The organism is Musicola paradisiaca NCPPB 2511 (assembly GCF_000400505.1).
Lineage (GTDB): Bacteria > Pseudomonadota > Gammaproteobacteria > Enterobacterales > Enterobacteriaceae > Musicola > Musicola paradisiaca.
The window spans coordinates 544,271-560,870 of the sequence record NZ_CM001857.1; the positions used below are offsets into that span (position 1 = coordinate 544,271).

Consider the following 16,600-nt stretch of genomic DNA (forward strand, 5'->3'; position numbering starts at 1 on the left):
GATGAGTGCGGTGGATCTTGTTCGGCAAAGCAAAAAATCACTTAAACGATGAATTTCAGTCAGACGTGGCATTTTACGCCCGATTGGGGCACAGCCTAATGTTTTTGCCGACGGTGATTGTTGATATAGGTTAACAATAACGCAGAGCCAACCGGCTAAATCGTGCTCACTCTGTGACGAATGCTGCGCGACGTGTCCCCTGTCATTGTCGGGTTTGTCGTAAAGCTGACATGTCTATTCCCTTAAAAATCAATCAATAACTGGTGGCCCGCGATTTGCATTTCTCTGTTCAGGTCAACTGACTGGACGGGGATGACATGAAGGGGAATGAGATTCTGGCGCTGCTCGACGAGCCTGCCTGCGAGCATAACCATAAACAGAAATCAGGATGCAGCGCGCCCAAACCCGGCGCCACCGCCGGCGGCTGCGCCTTTGACGGCGCGCAGATCACACTGTTGCCGTTAGCGGACGTGGCGCATCTGGTGCACGGGCCGATTGGTTGCACGGGCAGCTCCTGGGATAACCGTGGTAGCCAGAGTTCGGGGCCGACAATCAATCGGTTGGGGTTCACCACCGATCTGAACGAACAGGATGTGATCATGGGGCGCGGCGAACGACGGCTGTTCCATGCGGTGCGGCATATCGTCAGCCGTTACCATCCGGCGGCGGTGTTTATCTACAACACCTGCGTGCCGGCGATGGAAGGCGATGATATCGATGCTGTCTGCCGCGCGGCGTCGGTTGCGGCCGGCGTGCCGGTGATCGCGGTGGACGCGGCGGGGTTTTACGGCAGTAAGAACCTCGGCAACCGGCTGGCGGGCGAGGTGATGGTCAAGCAGGTGATCGGTAGCCGCGAGCCGGCGCCCTGGCCGGACGATACGCCGTTCGCGCCGACGCATCGCCACGATATTGGTCTGATTGGGGAGTTCAACATCGCGGGCGAGTTCTGGCACGTTCAGCCGTTGCTGGACGAGCTGGGGATCCGGGTGTTGGGCAGCCTGTCCGGCGACGGCCGCTTTGCTGAAATCCAGACCATGCACCGGGCGCAGGCCAATATGCTGGTGTGCTCCCGGGCGCTGATCAACGTCGCCCGCGCGCTGGAACAGCGTTACGGCACGCCCTGGTTTGAGGGCAGCTTCTATGGCGTGCGCGCCATGTCGGAGGCGTTGCGCCAACTGGCGGCGCTGCTCGACGACGATGACTTGATGCAACGCACCGAACAGGTGATCGCCCGCGAGGAAGCTGCCGCCGAACGGGCGCTGGCGCCGTATCGCGAACGGCTGCGCGGCCGCAAGGCGCTGTTGTATACCGGCGGCGTGAAGTCCTGGTCGGTGGTTTCCGCTCTACAGGATTTGGGCATGACGGTGGTGGCGACCGGCACCCGTAAATCCACCGAAGAAGATAAACAGCGCATCCGCGAACTGATGGGGGACGACGCCATCATGCTGGATGAGGGCAACGCCCGCACGTTGCTGGACGTGGCCTACCGCTACGGCGCGGACATGATGATCGCCGGCGGTCGCAACATGTACACCGCCTACAAGGCGCGGCTGCCGTTTCTGGATATTAATCAGGAGCGGGAACACGCCTTCGCCGGTTATCGCGGCATAGTCACCCTGGCGCAGCAGATCTGCTTAACGTTGGAAAGCCCGATTTGGGCGCAAACCCATCAACGCGCTCCGTGGCAGTAAGGTAAGGAGAGAGGCTATGGCTCAGGTTATTCGCAGTAAAAAACCGCTGGCGACCAGCCCCATCAAGAGCGGCCAGCCGCTGGGGGCGATTCTGGCCAGCCAGGGGATTGAACAGAGCATTCCGCTGGTGCACGGCGCGCAGGGGTGCAGCGCGTTTGCCAAGGTGTTTTTCATTCAGCATTTCCATGATCCGATCCCGCTGCAATCCACCGCGATGGATCCGACCACCACGGTGATGGGATCAGACGACAATATTTTCACCGCGCTCGCCACGCTGTGCCAGCGCAATGCGCCGAAAGCCATTGTGTTGATGAGCACCGGCTTGTCGGAAGCACAGGGCAGCGACTTATCGCGGGCGGTGAAACAATTTCGTGAGGATTATCCGCGCTTCCGAACGGTGGCGATCTTGACGGTGAACACGCCGGATTTTTATGGATCGCTGGAAAACGGTTTCAGCGCGGTGGTGGAAAGCGTGATCCAGCAGTGGGTGCCGGAGAAGCCGCCGGCCGGGATGCGTAACCGACGGGTTAACCTGCTGCTCAGCCATTTGCTGAACCCCGGTGATGTGGAGCTGATCCGCAGCTATGTAGAAGCCTTCGGGCTACAACCGGTGATCCTGCCGGATCTGTCGCAGTCGCTGGACGGCCATCTGGCCAGCGGCGATTTTCATCCCGTCACTCAAGGCGGCAGCGCGTTGCGCAGTATCGAGCAGATGGGGCAAAGCCTTAGCACCATTTGCATCGGCGCTTCTTTCAGCCGCGCCGCCAGCCTGATGGCGATGCGCAGCCGTGGGCTGGCGCTCAACCTGCCGCATCTGATGACGCTGGAGATGGTCGACCGCCTGATCCATCATTTGCAGCAACTGGCCGGGCGCGATGTGCCCGCGTGGATCGAGCGCCAGCGCGGCCAATTGCAGGACGCGATGATCGACTGCCACATGTGGGTGCAGGGCGCGCGGTTGGCGCTGGCGGCAGAGGGCGATCTGCTGGTTGCCTGGTGTGATTTCGCGCTTAGCCAGGGCTTGCTGCCTGGCCCGGTGGTGGCGCCGGTGAGCCAGCCGGGGTTGTTGACCCTGCCGGTGGATGAGGTCTTGATCGGCGATCTGGAGGATATGCAGGATCGGTTGTGCGTGACGCCCGCCGATCTGCTGGTGTCCAATTCCCACGCGGCGGATCTGGCCGAGCAGTTCGGCATACCGTTGATTCGCGCCGGATTTCCCATCTTCGATCGGCTGGGCGAGTTCCGACGCCCGCGTCAAGGGTATGCCGGCATACGGGATACCTTGTTTGAACTGGCGAACCTGATGCAAGAGCGCCATCACCACATGGCGGCGTACCATTCGCCGCTGCGCCAGCGTTTTGCGCCGCAGTCCGCGCCGGAGGTGAACGATGCCGCATGTTAATCGCCATCTCAGCACCATCAGTTCGGCGGTATGGTCGATGAAGGTCGCGTTCGCCAGCTCGGACTATCACCATGTCGACCAGCATTTCGGCGCCACGCCGCGGCTGGTGATCTACGGCGTCAAACAACATGAAGTCACACTGCTGCATGTGGTGGATTTCAACGTGCAGTACGGCCATCAGGAGGACAAACTCGCCTGTCGCATCGACGCGCTGGAGGATTGCGTCACCCTTTACTGCGTGGCGATTGGCGACACGGTCTTTCGTCAGCTATTGCAGGTGGGGGTGCGGGCGGTGCGGGTACCGGTAGATACGCCGATCGCCCTGTTGTTGCAGCAGATCCAGCAATTCTGGGCCGACACTGAGCAACGGGTCGTGCGTCGCCAGCGCGACCCGGATCGCTTCGCTCGCTTGATCGCTGAACGGGAGTGGAGCGAGGGGGATGACCGGTTGTAAAGATGACGAGTATTGCGGGGCGGCCGGGGCTGCCGGCCTTTTACGGTGTCCGTCCTATCCGACCCGATTGTTATGCCTTATGAGGGTATCTCTCTCAAAAACACCGTGAAATTCTGCACAAGCCTTGCGCCGTTGGCGCGATACACTATCCTTTTAAACCATGCATCCCTCTATTTTTTATTCGCGTATTGGGGCCTTTTACTTTTGCGGCCAATGCGCGGGTGGGACGAAGCGTGGATCTGTACCCAGCAGTCTTCGTATTGCACAACGGTGATGGCCAGGACGGGGTTTTCCTTGTCAGTGACCTCAAGAAAGTGAGCAGGCTAGCGCGCCGAAGCACCTTTCTTTACTAATTGCATTTCAAGGCATTGTGTTTATGAAAGATGAGATTCTGCACTCCATTGAATGGAATATGACGAAGATTAACGGTTTCCTGGAAAAGATTGTGACGGCGCCGCCGCCGGTTGAGCTGAAGCGATTAAAGTTCTATCACGGCGTCTATCTTGAATCGTTATTTTCCTTAATCGATTACATGGATGAAATGGACGAGAGTATTAGCCGGGAAATAAAATACATCATGCGTAATTTGGGTGATGACAGTTTGTATTATTTTCGGGAGCTGCATTACGCCATTACCCATCGGGGGTTTGATATCAGCACCCACAGCAATATCGTCGAGAATAATGTCAGGCTCATGACGCCTGAATGCGTGTTGAATCGCGATGGGCTGCCTTGCCCGTCACCGAAAGAAAATATCTTGCTGAAATCGCTTTTAATTTTTGACATGGCCACCCGGGTCGCTGTGCTGCTTAAACTCAGCCAGCTGGGGTGCCGTTATGAAAAAGACCGTGAAGAAGATGAGTATTTTGAAAGTTTTCTGGCGAATATTAATAATGCGGCGATTCCCGGCTTTGTTAAAGGCTTTATCTTTGACCACCGGCGTGAGGTAAAAGAAAAAATTGACTCCAGAGAACTGGAAAGCTCATTAATTATAAGAGTCAAAGAATTGCTGTTTCCTGAATCGATGTTGAATATATTGAAAATATTATATTAAGTTGCCCGGTTTTTTATATTGATTCCGATTAATGATGACTGCTTTCATCAGGGAAAAAGAGGTTGGTTCCAGCAATGGGGGGAATTTGGCGGTGTATCGGTTTAGGCTGGTTCTGATATGTCTGTGGTTCGGGCATACTTAATTTGATAGATGGATTTGTGCTAGGAACGGGTGTTAATAATTCCTGATTACCTTAATAGTGAAGCACTCGGTAAATGCCCATTCTACCGAAATGAGATGTACGTAGCCCTGCCTCTCTTTAAGAGTATTTTTAATCGGCGTATCTTCATTTATATCTTGTAACAAGCGAAGGAAACGCCGATGGAAGTGAATATTAAAGATATCACGGGTAACTGGGATCGTGGTGTCGTACTGGATAAACACAGTAGGTACAGTGTGTTAACAGGGCAAAATCAGTGGGGTCACAACATCTATGACACTACGCGTACTGATGTTGGTGAAGCTGTTTATCAGCTTAAGTATAGATCTGACTGGAATCAGGTTCAGCCACTGGCTCAGTGCCTTTATGATGAAGCTTATCCACTGTTTCAAAAAGTCGGGTTCATTCTTCCCATGGCAGCCTCGAACGTTAGGGTACGACAGCCTGTCACAGAGGTTGCTCGGGCGTTGGCACAATTAGCCGGTGTCCCCTGCTTTGACAATCTTCTGTTAAAGGCCCCCGGAGGTGTTTCACTCAAAAATCTGCATACCAAGCAGGAAAAAGTTGATGCTATTGGTGACAGTTTTTCTGTAAGCCCTGTTATCTCTAATGAAGGCCGATGGAACGTTTTAGTGATAGATGACCTTTTCCACACTGGCGCATCAATGGAGGCTGCTTGTGCAGTGCTACGCGGCTATAAATAAAGTTAATAACATCTACGTTGCAGCACTTACTTGGAGAGAAACATGACGACGATCTTCGTTGCTGGCTCAATAACCATCAAGGAGCTTGATCCGCTCATCGTTGAACGGTTAAAGAAGATTGTGGATCAGAAATTTAATGTTGTTGTTGGCGATGCGAACGGAGTGGATTCATCTGTACAGCAGGAGCTGTTGCAGATGGGATGTCGTACGACTACGGTATTCAGTAGCTCGCCTAAGCCCCGTAATAACCTGGGTTCCTGGCCTGTTAACTTTGTCAAAACTGATCATCCTCGCGGCACTCGTGCATTCTTCACTGCCAAGGATATTCAGATGGCGGACAAAGCCGATTGTGGCCTGATGGTTTGGGATGCAAAAAGTACAGGTACACTAAGTAATGTTATAGAGCTGCTTGCCCGTAAAAAGTATTCAGTGGTTTTTATTAACAAGAAAAAAGAATTTGTGATTATTAAATCACCAGACGATATTGAGATCCTTATCAAAAACATGTCTGCTGCTGCTTATTCAAAAGCAGAAGAAAAAATAAAAATAAGTGAAAAATTAGCATCTTTGAAAAATCATCAAATGAATATGTTTGCTGTGTCTTAATTTAAATAAAAGCAACGAGGCAATCATAACTGACCGCGTCATATTACAACAAGAGTTTTCTGAGCTTAACCGTGAACTACATAAAAGCATTGTAAAATATGCGATTGACAGAGCTAAACACCATAATTGTGAAGTATGCTTATGTGTTAACAATAAATCTAATTGCGATCAAATATTGGAGCGTATATTTGAAAAAAACGTTATTAATAAACTCAATTTAAATAATGTCATACGTGTGCACGGGCAGAATATAAGTTTACATTCCCCCACGACAATAAAGAGAAATTACTTGCCTAGAGCCGTATATTTATTACTATTTCCCAGTTCTGACTTACTGAAGGCTGTTGAATGCCGAGCGAGTCAATCACTAGCTTTTGAAATTATTGTGTTTGATGAATCCGGTAGAAATACTGAAGCAACAGACAACTGGATGTCAGAACACGATGTTTGCAGGTTAGAAACCGGAAATACTGCTTAAAAAATGTAAGCCGCCGTAAGGCGTTTTTTTTACGTGTTTTGTGACCGTTCGGTAAATTCTGTTCGCAGCGGTTTTCACTGGAGACTGTAGTGAATTTTTCTGCCTCTGGGCCAAGTCAATCAGCCAGTGTGAAACCCCGAAATGCAATATCCAACCCAAGTACAATATCCCCCCTCGCTCAAACCAAACTATCCGATGTGATTATTTTCTTGGCAAATAATTAAGTCTGAGATCATTAATCTACGGATACACCAAATACCTTCCTGACGTCGCCAAGTGTTGCCGGGCGGCGTCCACGTTTCTCCCGTTGTCTCTCAACGCACACCAAACCGGGGCCGTATTGTTATCGCGCCGAGGTGATCGCGCCGGGCCTTCATGCTGCCGCGAGTCGTTATCCGACAAATGTCACCTCTCTGACAAATCCGACATAAACCGCGACATTCGTCGCAGTTTTTTCCCCACGGCTGTGGGCTATCTCCTTGAATTTTCGTCTTTCATGTGACTGGCATCACATTTGCTCTGTCATGTTAATCCAGTTCATGAAATGTGCGCGGCGCAGTGCGGCACGTCGGTTCAGGCCGTTTCGGCCAGTATCGGGATGCCTGCCGGTCAGGATGGCTCGTGTGCCGGCGCTTTCGCCCAGACCGTAGGGAGCAGACGACGATGTGGAATTATTCCGAGAAAGTGAAAGACCATTTTTTTAATCCCCGCAATGCCAAAGTGGTGGAGGAGGCGAACGCGGTGGGCGATGTGGGTTCGCTGAGCTGCGGCGATGCTCTGCGGTTGATGCTGCGCGTCGATCCGACGACGGAAACGATTCTGGATGCAGGTTTTCAGACCTTCGGTTGCGGCAGCGCCATTGCGTCTTCCTCGGCACTGACGGAACTGATCATCGGCCGCACATTGAGTGAGGCCGGACAGGTGACTAACCAACAAATTGCCGATTACCTCGACGGCCTGCCGCCGGAAAAAATGCACTGTTCGGTGATGGGGCAGGAGGCGCTGCGGGCGGCGATTGCCCACTACCGCGGCGAATCGTTGGAGGACGATCACGAGGAAGGCGCGCTGATCTGCAAATGTTTTGCGGTGGACGAAGGCCAGATTCGTCGTGCGGTGCTGACCAACGGGCTCACTACGTTGCAGGACGTGATTCATTACACCAAGGCGGGCGGTGGTTGTACCGCCTGCCATGAAAAGATCGAACTGGCGCTGGCGGCGATCCTCAGCGAACAGGCGTCACAGCCCGATGCTGTCGCGGCCACGATCGCCGTGCGGGATCCGCAATGGCAACTGGTGGCGGAAGCGGTAGCGGAACTGCGCCCGCATATTCAGGCCGACGGCGGCGATATGTCGTTGCTCAATGTCAGCGGCCATCAGGTGACGGTCAGCCTGTCGGGCAGTTGTAGCGGCTGCATGATGACCGATATGACGCTGGCCTGGCTACAGCAGAAACTGGTGGAACGCACCGGGCGTTATATGGAAGTGGTGGCGGCGTAAACTGTTGTTGTAAATCAAAATTTCAACGAGGCACTGCACATGAAAAACGTTTATCTGGACAATAACGCCACCACGCGCCTTGATCCGATGGTGCTGGAGGCGATGCTCCCCTTCCTGACCGATTTTTACGGCAACCCGTCGTCAATCCATGATTTCGGCACGCCGTGCCGCGGTGCGCTGGAGCGGGCGCGGCAACAGGTGGCGAGCCTGCTTGGCGCCCGCTACGACAGCGAGATCATTTTCACCTCCTGCGCCACGGAGGCGACCTCCACCGCCATCCATTCGGCGACGGAGCTGATGCCGGAACGGCGCGAAATCATCACCACCGCCGTCGAGCACCCGGCTACGCTGGCGGTGTGCGAACATCTGGAACGCCAGGGATACCTTATCCATCGTCTGAGGGTCTCGCCGGAAGGCGAGCTGGATCTGGCGCAGTACCGTCAATTGCTGAGCGACCGCGTCGCGCTGGTCAGCGTGATGTGGGCCAATAACGAAACCGGGGTGCAGTTCCCGGTACGGGAGATGGCGGCGCTGGCGCATGAATATGGCGCGCTGTTCCACTGCGATGCGGTACAGGCGGTGGGCAAGATCCCGGTGGTGCTGTCCGCCACCGAGATCGACATGCTCTCCTGCTCGGCGCACAAGATCCACGGCCCGAAAGGGGTCGGGTGTCTGTATCTGCGGCGTGGTACGCGCTTTCGGCCGTTGCTGCGCGGCGGCCATCAGGAACGCGGACGCCGCGCCGGCACCGAGAATATCGCCGGGATCGTCGGCATGGGCAGCGCCTGCGAACTGGCGGAGGTGCATCTGCCGATGATGACGGCATCGGTGGCAACGTTGCGCGATAAGTTACAGGCCGGGCTGGAGCAGGCCATTCCCAGCGTGATGGTGATGGGAGGAAACCAGCCGCGCACGCCGAACACCCTCAACATGGCGTTCGAATTTATCGAAGGCGAGGCCATTCTGCTGTTGCTGAATCATGCCGGCATCGCCGCCTCCAGCGGCAGCGCCTGCACATCGGGCTCGCTGGAGCCGTCCCATGTGATGCGGGCGATGAACATTCCCTACACCGCAGCGCACGGCAGTATCCGTTTCTCGTTGTCCCGTTATACCCGTGAGAAGGAAATCGATTATGTGATCGCGCAGTTGCCGCCGATCATCGCACGTTTGCGTACCTTGTCGCCCTACTGGCAGCAGGGGAAACCGCTGGCGGCGTCCGGCGCGGACTTCACCCCGACGTATGGCTGACGGAGGCTGGCGATGGTGGACGTAATCATCAATGACACCACCCTGCGCGACGGCGAGCAGAGCCCAGGGGTGGCGTTTCGCGCCAGCGAGAAACTGGCGATTGCCGAAGCGCTGGCCGAAGCGGGCGTCCCGGCGCTGGAGATCGGCACCCCGGCGATGGGCGGCGAAGAGCGTGCGCGCATTGCGGTGGTGCGGCGCCGTCTGCCGGCCACGGTGATGATGACCTGGTGCCGCATGAACGAACTGGAGATTCGCCAAAGCGCCGATCTGGGCATGGACTGGGTGGATATCTCCATCCCGGCCTCCGATCGGTTGCGCCAGCAGAAACTGCACCAGCCGCTGGCGGCGCTGCTGCCGAGGCTCTCGGCGCTGATCGCGCTGGCGCGTGAGCGCGGCATGCGGGTGTGTATCGGGTGCGAGGATGCCTCCCGCGCGCAGGACGATACCCTGCGGCAGTTGGCGGAAGCTGCCGGCGCGGCGGGGGCGGAGCGGCTGCGTTTCGCCGATACCATCGGCTTGCTCGACCCTTTCGCCACCTTCGAACGCATCAGCACGCTGCGCCAGTATTGGTCGGGCGAGATTGAGATGCACGCCCATAACGATTTGGGGCTGGCGACCGCCAACACGCTGGCGGCGGTGCGCGCCGGCGCGACGCATGTCAATACCACGGTGCTCGGTCTGGGAGAACGGGCGGGCAATGCCGCGCTGGAAACCGTGGCGCTGGCGCTGCAACGCTGTCTGGGCAAGGAGTGCGGCATCCGCTTCGAGCGGTTGCCCGATCTGTGCCGACAGGTGGCGCAGGCGGCGCAGCGCGCTATCGATATACAGCAGCCGCTGGTGGGGGATCAGGTGTTTACCCACGAGTCCGGCGTGCATGTGGCGGCGCTGTTGCAAGACCGCAGCAGTTATCAGGGCATCGATCCGGCGTTGATGGGGCGGGATTTCCGGTTGGTACTGGGCAAACATTCGGGGCGGCAGGCGGTGGGGGGGATTTTCGCCCAGTTGGGTTATCTGCTGGACGCGCCGCAGACCGATATGTTGCTGATGGCGGTACGGCGGTTTGCGGAGCATTGGAAACGCAACCCGCGCGACTACGAGCTGGTGGCGATTTACCAGGATTTGTACGGCAGCGATACGCTGCGTTGTCAGGGGGGATAAGGTATGGAGTGGTTCTATCGCCTGCCCGGCGTGAGCAGTCTGGATTCCGCCGAAGCGTTTTTCACCTTTTTTTCCGTCCCTTACGATCCGGCGACGCTCAGCGCCCGCTGCCTGCCGGTGTTGAGCGAGTTCCACCGTCGTTTGCGTACTGCGGTGCCGCTGCGTAACAGCCTGGAGTGCGATACCAACGCCGATTGGCAACTGGCGCGGCGCCTGCTGGCGGAAAGCTATCGTAGCCTGACGGCGGAGGCGGCGTCATGAGGCCGCGTTTCAACTTCGGCGCTGCAGTGCGGGTGGTGCGGACGATCCGCAACGACGGCACCATGGCCGGGATGCGGCGCGGCGATTTGCTGGTGCGGCGCGGCAGCGTCGGTTATGTGCGGGAGTGGGGCGTCTTTTTGCAGGATCAGGTGATCTATCAGGTGCATTTTCTGGACACCGACCGCACCGTGGGCTGCCGCGAGCAGGAGTTGATCGCCGCCGATGCCCCCTGGTCGGCGGGAGATTTTCAGTATGGCGACTGGATTTACAGCGCCCACGCGCTGTCGATTGCGGGCGAGGTGGTGGTCGACGCCGGGCAAAGCGGTCAGATCCAGGCCACCGGGCAAGGGCCGCAGGGGGATTGTTACACGGTGATGTTCGGCGAGCGCTGGTTTCAGGTGCCGGCCTCGGCGCTGGCCCTGGCGGAGGACGCATGATGGCGGCGTCCGCCTGGCGGCGTTTCAGCCGTTTTCGTCTGGCGCAGGCGCGCTTTCACTGCGTGCCGGACGCTTTGCCGCCGCAGCATCAGGACGACTTTCAGCGTCAGCTGGCGCGGCAGTGTCGGCTGGAGCAGGCGGTGGTCGAGGCGGCGCTGTGCCAGTCGCTGACAGTGACCGATGATGTGTTGCAACTGATTGAGCAGCAATTGGCGGAGCCGCTGGCGCAGGCCGGTTTTGCGCCTGAGGAGCGGCAGGCGGTGATTCGTCATCACGCCCTGATGGAACTGCAACTGACCTGGGTGGCGGCCCAGGCGGCCGCACCTACCGGGCAGGACGTGGCGCTCTGGTACCGGCAGCATGCCGATCGTTTCCTGCGGCCGGAACAGCGGCTGACCCACCATCTGCTGCTGACGGCGGAGGATGAGCGGACGGCGGCGCTGGTGCGGGCGCAGATCCGGGGTTTCCATCGCACATTGTGCCGCGAACCGGCGCAGTTTGAGCGGTTGGCGCGTCGCTATTCACATTGCCCCAGCGCGCTGGAAGGCGGGTTGTTGGGCTGGGTGAGCCGGGGTCTGCTGTTCAGCGAACTGGAGCAAAGCCTGTTTATGCTGCGGGAAGGGCAGGTGAGCGAGCCTGTCGAAACGGAAATCGGCTGGCATCTGTTGTGGTGCGAGGCGATCCGCCCGGAAGCGCCGTTGCCGGAAAGCGAAGCCCTGCCGAAAGTCAGTGATTATCTGTTGCGCCAGCGTCAACGGCAGCAACAGCGACAGTGGCTGGCGACGCTGCTGGCGGATGAAAGCCCGGTCGGCGGCGAGACGCCGGCACCGGAATAAGCCTGGGCTGCGTCCCGTCCCGGTCGCGGAAACCCGCGGCGGTGGGCAAAAAAATGGCGGGGATTGGCCGTGCGACACGTCGCACATCGCGGCGGGAACCGCCTCAGGCCAGCGTCACCTGCATCACCACGTATTCGATGTCGGCTTTCAGCGTGACCGGGCCGGCGGCGGCAAAACCGAAACGGGCATAGAACGGGCTGGCGCTCAGCCGGGCGTTGAGCGTTACGCGGCGGATCCCCCGTTCTCTCACGCTTTCCAGGACATGTGCCATCAGCAGGCTGCCGTAGCCCTGCCGCTGGTCATCATGGTCGGTGGCGAATTTTCTGATCTGGCAGACGCCATCACTCACTTCAAATACCGAGAGGCAACTCACCAGCGTGTCATCCCGATAGGCGCCGTAGTGCTGCGCCTGCTCGTCGCCTTCGACCCGGGAGTAAGAGGGTTCATGCTGCGGCCAGAGTATCTTGTGGCGCAGCCACAGGCAGTCGTCGATGGTGATGGTGCGGATTGCGGTCGTCATGGGCGTCTCCGTACAAGGGGGAATATTATCGGTGCCATGACTATGACCAAAAAACGGCGGGCGGGAAAGATGTGCGCAACCCCGTCCCCAGCCAGCCCGGGGACGGGGCAGCGGTTTACACAATGGCCGGTTTGATCTGCGCCAGCCAGTTCTCCACCCGTTCTTCCGTCAGATCGAACTGATTGTCCTGATCCAGCACCAGACCGACGAACTGGTCATCCACCAGTGCGGCGGAGGTATTGAACTCATAACCGCTGTTGGGCCAGGCGCCGATGACCCTGGCGCCGCAGTCGGTGACTACGTCGTACAGGGGTTTCAGACCGCTGGCGAAATTGTCCGGGTAGCCTCTCTGGTCTCCCAGCCCGAACAGCGCCACGGTTTTGTCGCCGAGATCGGCGCTGGCCAGCGTATCCATGAACTCCTGCCAGGATTCGCTCTCGCAACCGGCTTCGAACCCCGGCAACTGACCGTCGCCCAGCGTAGGGGTACCCAGCAATAACACCGGATAGGACAAAAAGGCCTCCAGCGTCGTGCGATTGATGTTGACCGGCGCGTCCGCCATGTCTCCCAGTTTTTGATGGATCATTTTGGCGATCTTGCGGGTCTTGCCCGTATCGGTGCCAAAGAAAATACCAATGTTCGCCATAACACACTCCTGACAACCCATAAAAAAGGACATCGCCGCCTCATGAGAGAAGGCGCCTAACGGAATTATTGCGAATGCCATGCCAGTTTTTTTTGCTGATTCTTTGCACAGTCATGGCGCGGAATTGCACTATCGCTGTGCTTTTTTTGTGCGCCATCCACGAAGGAAACGTTTCGCGATCGCCGGTGTGACAGGGGTGTTGACGATTTTGGGGCTAAAACAGGGATCAGGATCAATGTTTAATCGGGTTAAACAATAAAAGGTGTAGTGTTTGCATGGTTATTTCCCACCGGCGGATGGCCGGAATGGCTGTCGGCGGCGTGGCACAAATTGTCGCGAATCCGACAGAACAGTCGCTGTTTTGTGGGGAGCCACCTGAATGACCATGAATCTGATGACGGAGTCGTTTCCGCTGGGAGAGATTGCCAGCCACTTATCGCGTCAGCATCCGTCGCTGTTTTCCACCGTGGTGGAGCAGTCCTCCGTGGCGATCTCGCTGACCGATCCCCAGGCGCGCATCGTTTATACCAATCCGGCGTTCTGCCGCCTGACCGGGTATAACCTGCCGCAGCTGCTGGGGCAGAATCACCGTATCCTCGCCAGCCAGCAGACGCCGGTCGAGGTCTATCAGGAGATGTGGCAGATGCTGCTGTCGGGGCGAGCCTGGCGCGGGCAGCTGATCAACCGCCGTCGCGACGGCAGCCTTTATTTGGCGGAGATCGACATTACGCCGATCGTCAATTCCCACGGCGAGCTGGAGCACTATCTGGCGATGCACAAGGACATCAGCGCCAGCTATGCGCTGGAGCAGCGGTTGCGTAATCACATGACGCTGATCACCGCGGTGCTCAACAATATTCCGGCGGCGGTGGTGGTGGTGGACGGCAAGGACAAGGTGATCATGGATAACCTGGCCTACAAAACCCTGTGCGCGGACTGCGGCGGCAAGGAACTGCTGGCGGTGCTGGATTACCCGAATAATAAGGCGCAGTTGCAAGGTGGCCTGCCGATGCCGGTGATGATGCGCGGCGCGGTGCGCTGGTTAACGCTGGGGTACTGGGCGCTGCCCGGCGTCAGCGAAGAGGCCAGCCGCTATTTCACCGACGCCGCGCTGCCGCGCACGCTGATCGTCATTACCGATTGCACGGAGCTACAGCAACAACAGCAGCAGGGGCGGCTCGACCGCCTCAAGCAGCAGATGACCAACGGCAAACTGCTGGCGGCGATCCGCGAATCGCTGGATGCGGCGCTGATCCAGCTTAACTGCCCGCTCAATATGCTGGCGGCGGCGCGGCGGCTGAACGGCGAGGATCGCAGCAATGTGGCGCTGGAGTCCGCCTGGCGGGAAGGCGAGGAGGCGGTGGCGCGCCTGCAGGCGTGCCGGCCGTCGCTGGAATTCGAAGCCGCCGGGTATTGGCCGATGCAGGCGCTGTTGGACGATTTGTCGGCGTTGTACCACACCCGCCTGACGACGAACGACCGTCTGTGTTGCGAAATGGCCGAGCCGGAGCTGATGGGCTTCGGGCAGCGCACGCAGGTGCTGGCTTGCCTGAGTTTGTGGCTGGATCGCACGCTGTCGCTGGCGGCGGAGATTCAGCCTTTTCATCTGGATATTCAGCTTTACGTCCGGGAAGAGAACGACTGGCTGATGCTCTATCTGGAAGATAACGTTCCCCTGGCGCAGGTGCGTTACGTTGCGCCTCCTTCGGCGCTTCATACGCCGGGCAAGGGGATGGAGCTGCGTCTGATCCAGACGCTGGTTGCCCATCATCAAGGGGCGATCGATTTGACCTCCCGCCCAGGCGGCGGTACCTGTCTGACCCTGCGTTTCCCTCTCTTTTTATCACTGACAGGAGGCTCAAAATGACCCATTTACCCGAGGCGGGCAAAGTCGTATGGCGTTTTGATTTGTCTCAGCAATTTACCGCAGTGCAGCGTATCAGCGCGGCCCTGGGCCGCTCGACGGAGGTGCGTCAGGCGTTGCAGGCGGTATTGCGGGTCTTGCATGACGACGCCTTTATGCAGCACGGCATGATTTGCCTGTACGACAAACAGCGCGGCGCGCTGACCGTGGAGGCGCTGCATACGGAAGACGAACAGGCGACCGCCAGCGGCAGCCAGATTCGTTATCGCCCGGGAGAAGGGCTGGTGGGTACGGTGATGGCGCAGTGCCAGCCGCTGGTGTTGCCGCGGGTGGCGGACGATCAACGTTTTCTCGATCGCCTTGGCCTGTATGACTACAACCTGCCGTTTATCGCCGTGCCGCTGATGGGGTTGGATCCTCATCCGATCGGCGTGCTGGCGGCGCAGCCGATGGCGCGCTACGAAGAGCGTCTGCCGTCGTGCACCCGTTTTCTGGAAACCGTCGCCAATCTGGTGGCGCAAACGGTACGGCTGATGCAGCCGATCAGGCGCGAGGCGGACACGCCGGTACCGGCGGCGCGCCCTGTCGCCTGCAAAATGCCGCGGCCGTTCGGCTTCGAAAATATGGTGGGTAAGAGCCCGGCGATGCGCCAGACCATGGAGATTATCCGCCAGGTCTCGCGCTGGGATACCACCGTGCTGGTGCGTGGAGAAAGCGGTACCGGTAAGGAACTGGTGGCCAACGCTATCCATTACAACTCACCGCGCACCGACGCGCCGTTCGTGAAATTCAATTGCGCCGCCCTGCCGGATAACCTGCTGGAAAGCGAACTGTTCGGGCATGAGAAGGGCGCGTTCACCGGTGCGGTGCGCCAGCGTAAAGGGCGTTTCGAACTGGCGGACGGCGGCACGCTGTTTCTGGATGAGATCGGCGAAAGCAGCGCGTCGTTTCAGGCTAAATTGTTGCGGATTTTGCAGGAAGGCGAGATGGAACGGGTGGGCGGCGACGAAACCATCCGGGTGGATGTGCGCATTGTGGCCGCCACCAACCGTAATCTGGAAGAGGAAGTGCGGGCCGGTCATTTCCGGGAAGACCTGTATTACCGTCTGAACGTGATGCCGGTATCGCTGCCGCCGTTGCGGGAGCGTCAGGAGGATATCGCCGAACTGGCGCATTTTCTGGTGCGCAAGATTGCCCTGCATCAGGGGCGGCAGCTGCGCATCAGCGACGGCGCGATCCGTATGCTGATGAGCTACAACTGGCCGGGCAACGTGCGGGAACTGGAGAACTGCCTGGAGCGTTCGGCGGTGATGTCGGAAAGTGGGTTGATCGATCGCGACGTTATTCTGTTCAACCACCATGAAACGACGCCGAAGATCAGCAAAAGTGTTGTGCCGACGCCGTCTCAGGAAGAGGGCTGGCTCGATCAGAATCTGGATGAGCGCCAGCGGCTGATCGCCGCGCTGGAGAAAACCGGCTGGGTGCAGGCCAAAGCGGCCCGCTTGCTGGGGATGACGCCGCGTCAGGTGGCCTATCGCATCCAGATTATGGACATCAATGTGCACCGACTGTAGACGGACAAAG

Annotated in this window: 16 protein-coding genes; 14 read left to right on the forward strand and 2 right to left on the reverse strand. The window is 58.0% G+C overall.

Annotated elements, in window-relative coordinates:
• Window positions 1-317 precede the first annotated feature (317 nt).
• From nifE to nifM, 12 genes are all read left to right on the forward strand, one after another.
• Window positions 318-1,691: a nitrogenase iron-molybdenum cofactor biosynthesis protein NifE gene (gene nifE, locus DPA2511_RS02570; RefSeq protein WP_012764127.1), complete on the forward strand. Its 1,374-nt coding sequence runs from the start codon at window positions 318-320 to the stop codon at window positions 1,689-1,691.
• A 16-nt stretch (window positions 1,692-1,707) separates the two neighbouring features.
• Window positions 1,708-3,093 (forward strand): nitrogenase iron-molybdenum cofactor biosynthesis protein NifN, encoded by a 1,386-nt coding sequence (gene nifN / locus DPA2511_RS02575; RefSeq protein ID WP_012764128.1) that lies wholly within the window; start codon window positions 1,708-1,710, stop codon window positions 3,091-3,093.
• Window positions 3,080-3,547: a NifB/NifX family molybdenum-iron cluster-binding protein gene (locus DPA2511_RS02580; protein ID WP_012764129.1), complete on the forward strand. Its 468-nt coding sequence runs from the start codon at window positions 3,080-3,082 to the stop codon at window positions 3,545-3,547. The genes nifN and DPA2511_RS02580 overlap by 14 nt, the downstream gene beginning before the upstream one ends.
• Before the next feature lie 376 nt (window positions 3,548-3,923).
• Window positions 3,924-4,601, forward strand: a complete 678-nt coding sequence (locus DPA2511_RS02585) for a hypothetical protein (protein WP_012764130.1) — start codon at window positions 3,924-3,926, stop codon at window positions 4,599-4,601.
• A 321-nt stretch (window positions 4,602-4,922) separates the two neighbouring features.
• Window positions 4,923-5,465, forward strand: coding sequence for a ComF family protein (locus DPA2511_RS20940; RefSeq protein WP_012764131.1), 543 nt, complete (start codon window positions 4,923-4,925; stop codon window positions 5,463-5,465).
• 42 nt (window positions 5,466-5,507) lie between these two features.
• Window positions 5,508-6,071, forward strand: a complete 564-nt coding sequence (locus tag DPA2511_RS02595; protein WP_012764132.1) for a hypothetical protein — start codon at window positions 5,508-5,510, stop codon at window positions 6,069-6,071.
• Window positions 6,072-7,212: 1,141 nt separating this feature from the next.
• Window positions 7,213-8,046 (forward strand): Fe-S cluster assembly protein NifU, encoded by an 834-nt coding sequence (gene nifU / locus DPA2511_RS02600; RefSeq protein WP_012764133.1) that lies wholly within the window; start codon window positions 7,213-7,215, stop codon window positions 8,044-8,046.
• A gap of 39 nt (window positions 8,047-8,085) precedes the next feature.
• Entirely contained in the window at window positions 8,086-9,294 is a 1,209-nt protein-coding gene (nifS, locus tag DPA2511_RS02605; RefSeq protein ID WP_012764134.1) for a cysteine desulfurase NifS, read from the forward strand.
• A gap of 12 nt (window positions 9,295-9,306) precedes the next feature.
• Window positions 9,307-10,452 (forward strand): homocitrate synthase, encoded by a 1,146-nt coding sequence (gene nifV, locus DPA2511_RS02610; RefSeq protein WP_012764135.1) that lies wholly within the window; start codon window positions 9,307-9,309, stop codon window positions 10,450-10,452.
• 3 nt (window positions 10,453-10,455) lie between these two features.
• Window positions 10,456-10,713: a nitrogenase-stabilizing/protective protein NifW gene (locus tag DPA2511_RS02615; protein ID WP_012764136.1), complete on the forward strand. Its 258-nt coding sequence runs from the start codon at window positions 10,456-10,458 to the stop codon at window positions 10,711-10,713.
• Window positions 10,710-11,150, forward strand: coding sequence for a nitrogen fixation protein NifZ (locus DPA2511_RS02620; protein ID WP_012764137.1), 441 nt, complete (start codon window positions 10,710-10,712; stop codon window positions 11,148-11,150). The genes DPA2511_RS02615 and DPA2511_RS02620 overlap by 4 nt, the downstream gene beginning before the upstream one ends.
• Window positions 11,147-11,986: a nitrogen fixation protein NifM gene (gene nifM, locus DPA2511_RS02625; RefSeq protein ID WP_012764138.1), complete on the forward strand. Its 840-nt coding sequence runs from the start codon at window positions 11,147-11,149 to the stop codon at window positions 11,984-11,986. The genes DPA2511_RS02620 and nifM overlap by 4 nt, the downstream gene beginning before the upstream one ends.
• 103 nt (window positions 11,987-12,089) lie before the next feature.
• On the opposite strand, the gene DPA2511_RS02630 is transcribed toward nifM, so the two are convergent.
• Window positions 12,090-12,506, reverse strand: a complete 417-nt coding sequence (locus tag DPA2511_RS02630; RefSeq protein ID WP_012764139.1) for a GNAT family N-acetyltransferase — start codon at window positions 12,504-12,506, stop codon at window positions 12,090-12,092.
• 115 nt (window positions 12,507-12,621) lie between these two features.
• Window positions 12,622-13,152, reverse strand: coding sequence for a flavodoxin (locus DPA2511_RS02635; protein ID WP_012764140.1), 531 nt, complete (start codon window positions 13,150-13,152; stop codon window positions 12,622-12,624).
• Window positions 13,153-13,531: 379 nt separating this feature from the next.
• Between DPA2511_RS02635 and nifL the strand changes: the two genes are divergently transcribed.
• Together nifL and nifA are read left to right on the forward strand one after the other, a co-directional pair.
• Window positions 13,532-15,019: a nitrogen fixation negative regulator NifL gene (nifL, locus tag DPA2511_RS02640; protein ID WP_012764141.1), complete on the forward strand. Its 1,488-nt coding sequence runs from the start codon at window positions 13,532-13,534 to the stop codon at window positions 15,017-15,019.
• Complete coding sequence (nifA, locus tag DPA2511_RS02645; RefSeq protein ID WP_012764142.1) at window positions 15,016-16,590, forward strand: nif-specific transcriptional activator NifA; 1,575 nt, start codon at window positions 15,016-15,018, stop codon at window positions 16,588-16,590. Before nifL ends, nifA begins: the two co-directional genes overlap by 4 nt.
• Window positions 16,591-16,600 lie beyond the last annotated feature (10 nt).

What these genes read in the sequence shown, in the direction of transcription:
- nifU (WP_012764133.1), top strand. Translation starts at nt 7,213, where the DNA reads ATGTGGAATTATTCCGAGAAAGTGAAAGACCATTTTTTTAATCCCCGC.
- DPA2511_RS02630 (WP_012764139.1), bottom strand. Translation starts at nt 12,506, where the DNA reads ATGACGACCGCAATCCGCACCATCACCATCGACGACTGCCTGTGGCTG.
- nifV (WP_012764135.1), top strand. Translation starts at nt 9,307, where the DNA reads ATGGTGGACGTAATCATCAATGACACCACCCTGCGCGACGGCGAGCAG.
- nifE (WP_012764127.1), top strand. Translation starts at nt 318, where the DNA reads ATGAAGGGGAATGAGATTCTGGCGCTGCTCGACGAGCCTGCCTGCGAG.
- DPA2511_RS02615 (WP_012764136.1), top strand. Translation starts at nt 10,456, where the DNA reads ATGGAGTGGTTCTATCGCCTGCCCGGCGTGAGCAGTCTGGATTCCGCC.
- DPA2511_RS02595 (WP_012764132.1), top strand. Translation starts at nt 5,508, where the DNA reads ATGACGACGATCTTCGTTGCTGGCTCAATAACCATCAAGGAGCTTGAT.
- DPA2511_RS02585 (WP_012764130.1), top strand. Translation starts at nt 3,924, where the DNA reads ATGAAAGATGAGATTCTGCACTCCATTGAATGGAATATGACGAAGATT.
- DPA2511_RS02620 (WP_012764137.1), top strand. Translation starts at nt 10,710, where the DNA reads ATGAGGCCGCGTTTCAACTTCGGCGCTGCAGTGCGGGTGGTGCGGACG.
- DPA2511_RS02580 (WP_012764129.1), top strand. Translation starts at nt 3,080, where the DNA reads ATGCCGCATGTTAATCGCCATCTCAGCACCATCAGTTCGGCGGTATGG.
- nifN (WP_012764128.1), top strand. Translation starts at nt 1,708, where the DNA reads ATGGCTCAGGTTATTCGCAGTAAAAAACCGCTGGCGACCAGCCCCATC.
- nifA (WP_012764142.1), top strand. Translation starts at nt 15,016, where the DNA reads ATGACCCATTTACCCGAGGCGGGCAAAGTCGTATGGCGTTTTGATTTG.
- DPA2511_RS20940 (WP_012764131.1), top strand. Translation starts at nt 4,923, where the DNA reads ATGGAAGTGAATATTAAAGATATCACGGGTAACTGGGATCGTGGTGTC.
- nifS (WP_012764134.1), top strand. Translation starts at nt 8,086, where the DNA reads ATGAAAAACGTTTATCTGGACAATAACGCCACCACGCGCCTTGATCCG.
- DPA2511_RS02635 (WP_012764140.1), bottom strand. Translation starts at nt 13,152, where the DNA reads ATGGCGAACATTGGTATTTTCTTTGGCACCGATACGGGCAAGACCCGC.
- nifL (WP_012764141.1), top strand. Translation starts at nt 13,532, where the DNA reads ATGACCATGAATCTGATGACGGAGTCGTTTCCGCTGGGAGAGATTGCC.
- nifM (WP_012764138.1), top strand. Translation starts at nt 11,147, where the DNA reads ATGATGGCGGCGTCCGCCTGGCGGCGTTTCAGCCGTTTTCGTCTGGCG.